The following is a 354-nucleotide window of genomic DNA, read 5'->3' as shown; positions in this document are numbered from 1 at the left end:
GCGCGTCGGTGACGAGTTCGGTGCGCATGTTGTCGTCGATTGACCAGCCCACGACGCGCCGGGAGTAGGCGTCAAGGACCGCAGCACAGTATACTTTCCCTTCCTCGGTGGGGTGTTCGGTGATGTCGGTGCACCACAATTCGTTCGGGCCGTCGACCGTGAAGTCTCGGTCGACCAGGTCGGTGTAGGGCTCGGTGTGCGGGTCGCGGACCGTGCAGCCGCGGCGGCGCCGCCGGTAGAGGCCCTGGATGCCGGCCTCGCGCATCAGCCTGGCGACGCGCTTGTGGTTGACCACCAGGCCCAGACCGAGCGTGAGCTCGGCGTGGACACGCGGCCACCCGTACGTTCCGCGGG

1 protein-coding gene is annotated in these 354 nt (G+C 68.4%); it reads right to left on the bottom strand.

Annotated features, from left to right (window positions below; genetic code table 11):
* A partial coding sequence (locus tag FVA95_RS29555) for an IS3 family transposase (RefSeq protein ID WP_149666962.1) occupies nt 1–354 on the bottom strand: 354 nt, incomplete at both ends.

It is taken from the genome of Pseudonocardia sp. EV170527-09, assembly GCF_008369905.1.
Taxonomy (GTDB): domain Bacteria; phylum Actinomycetota; class Actinomycetes; order Mycobacteriales; family Pseudonocardiaceae; genus Pseudonocardia.
Note: the sequence above shows the minus strand (reverse complement) of the source record. Positions and strands in the feature narration are given on the sequence as shown.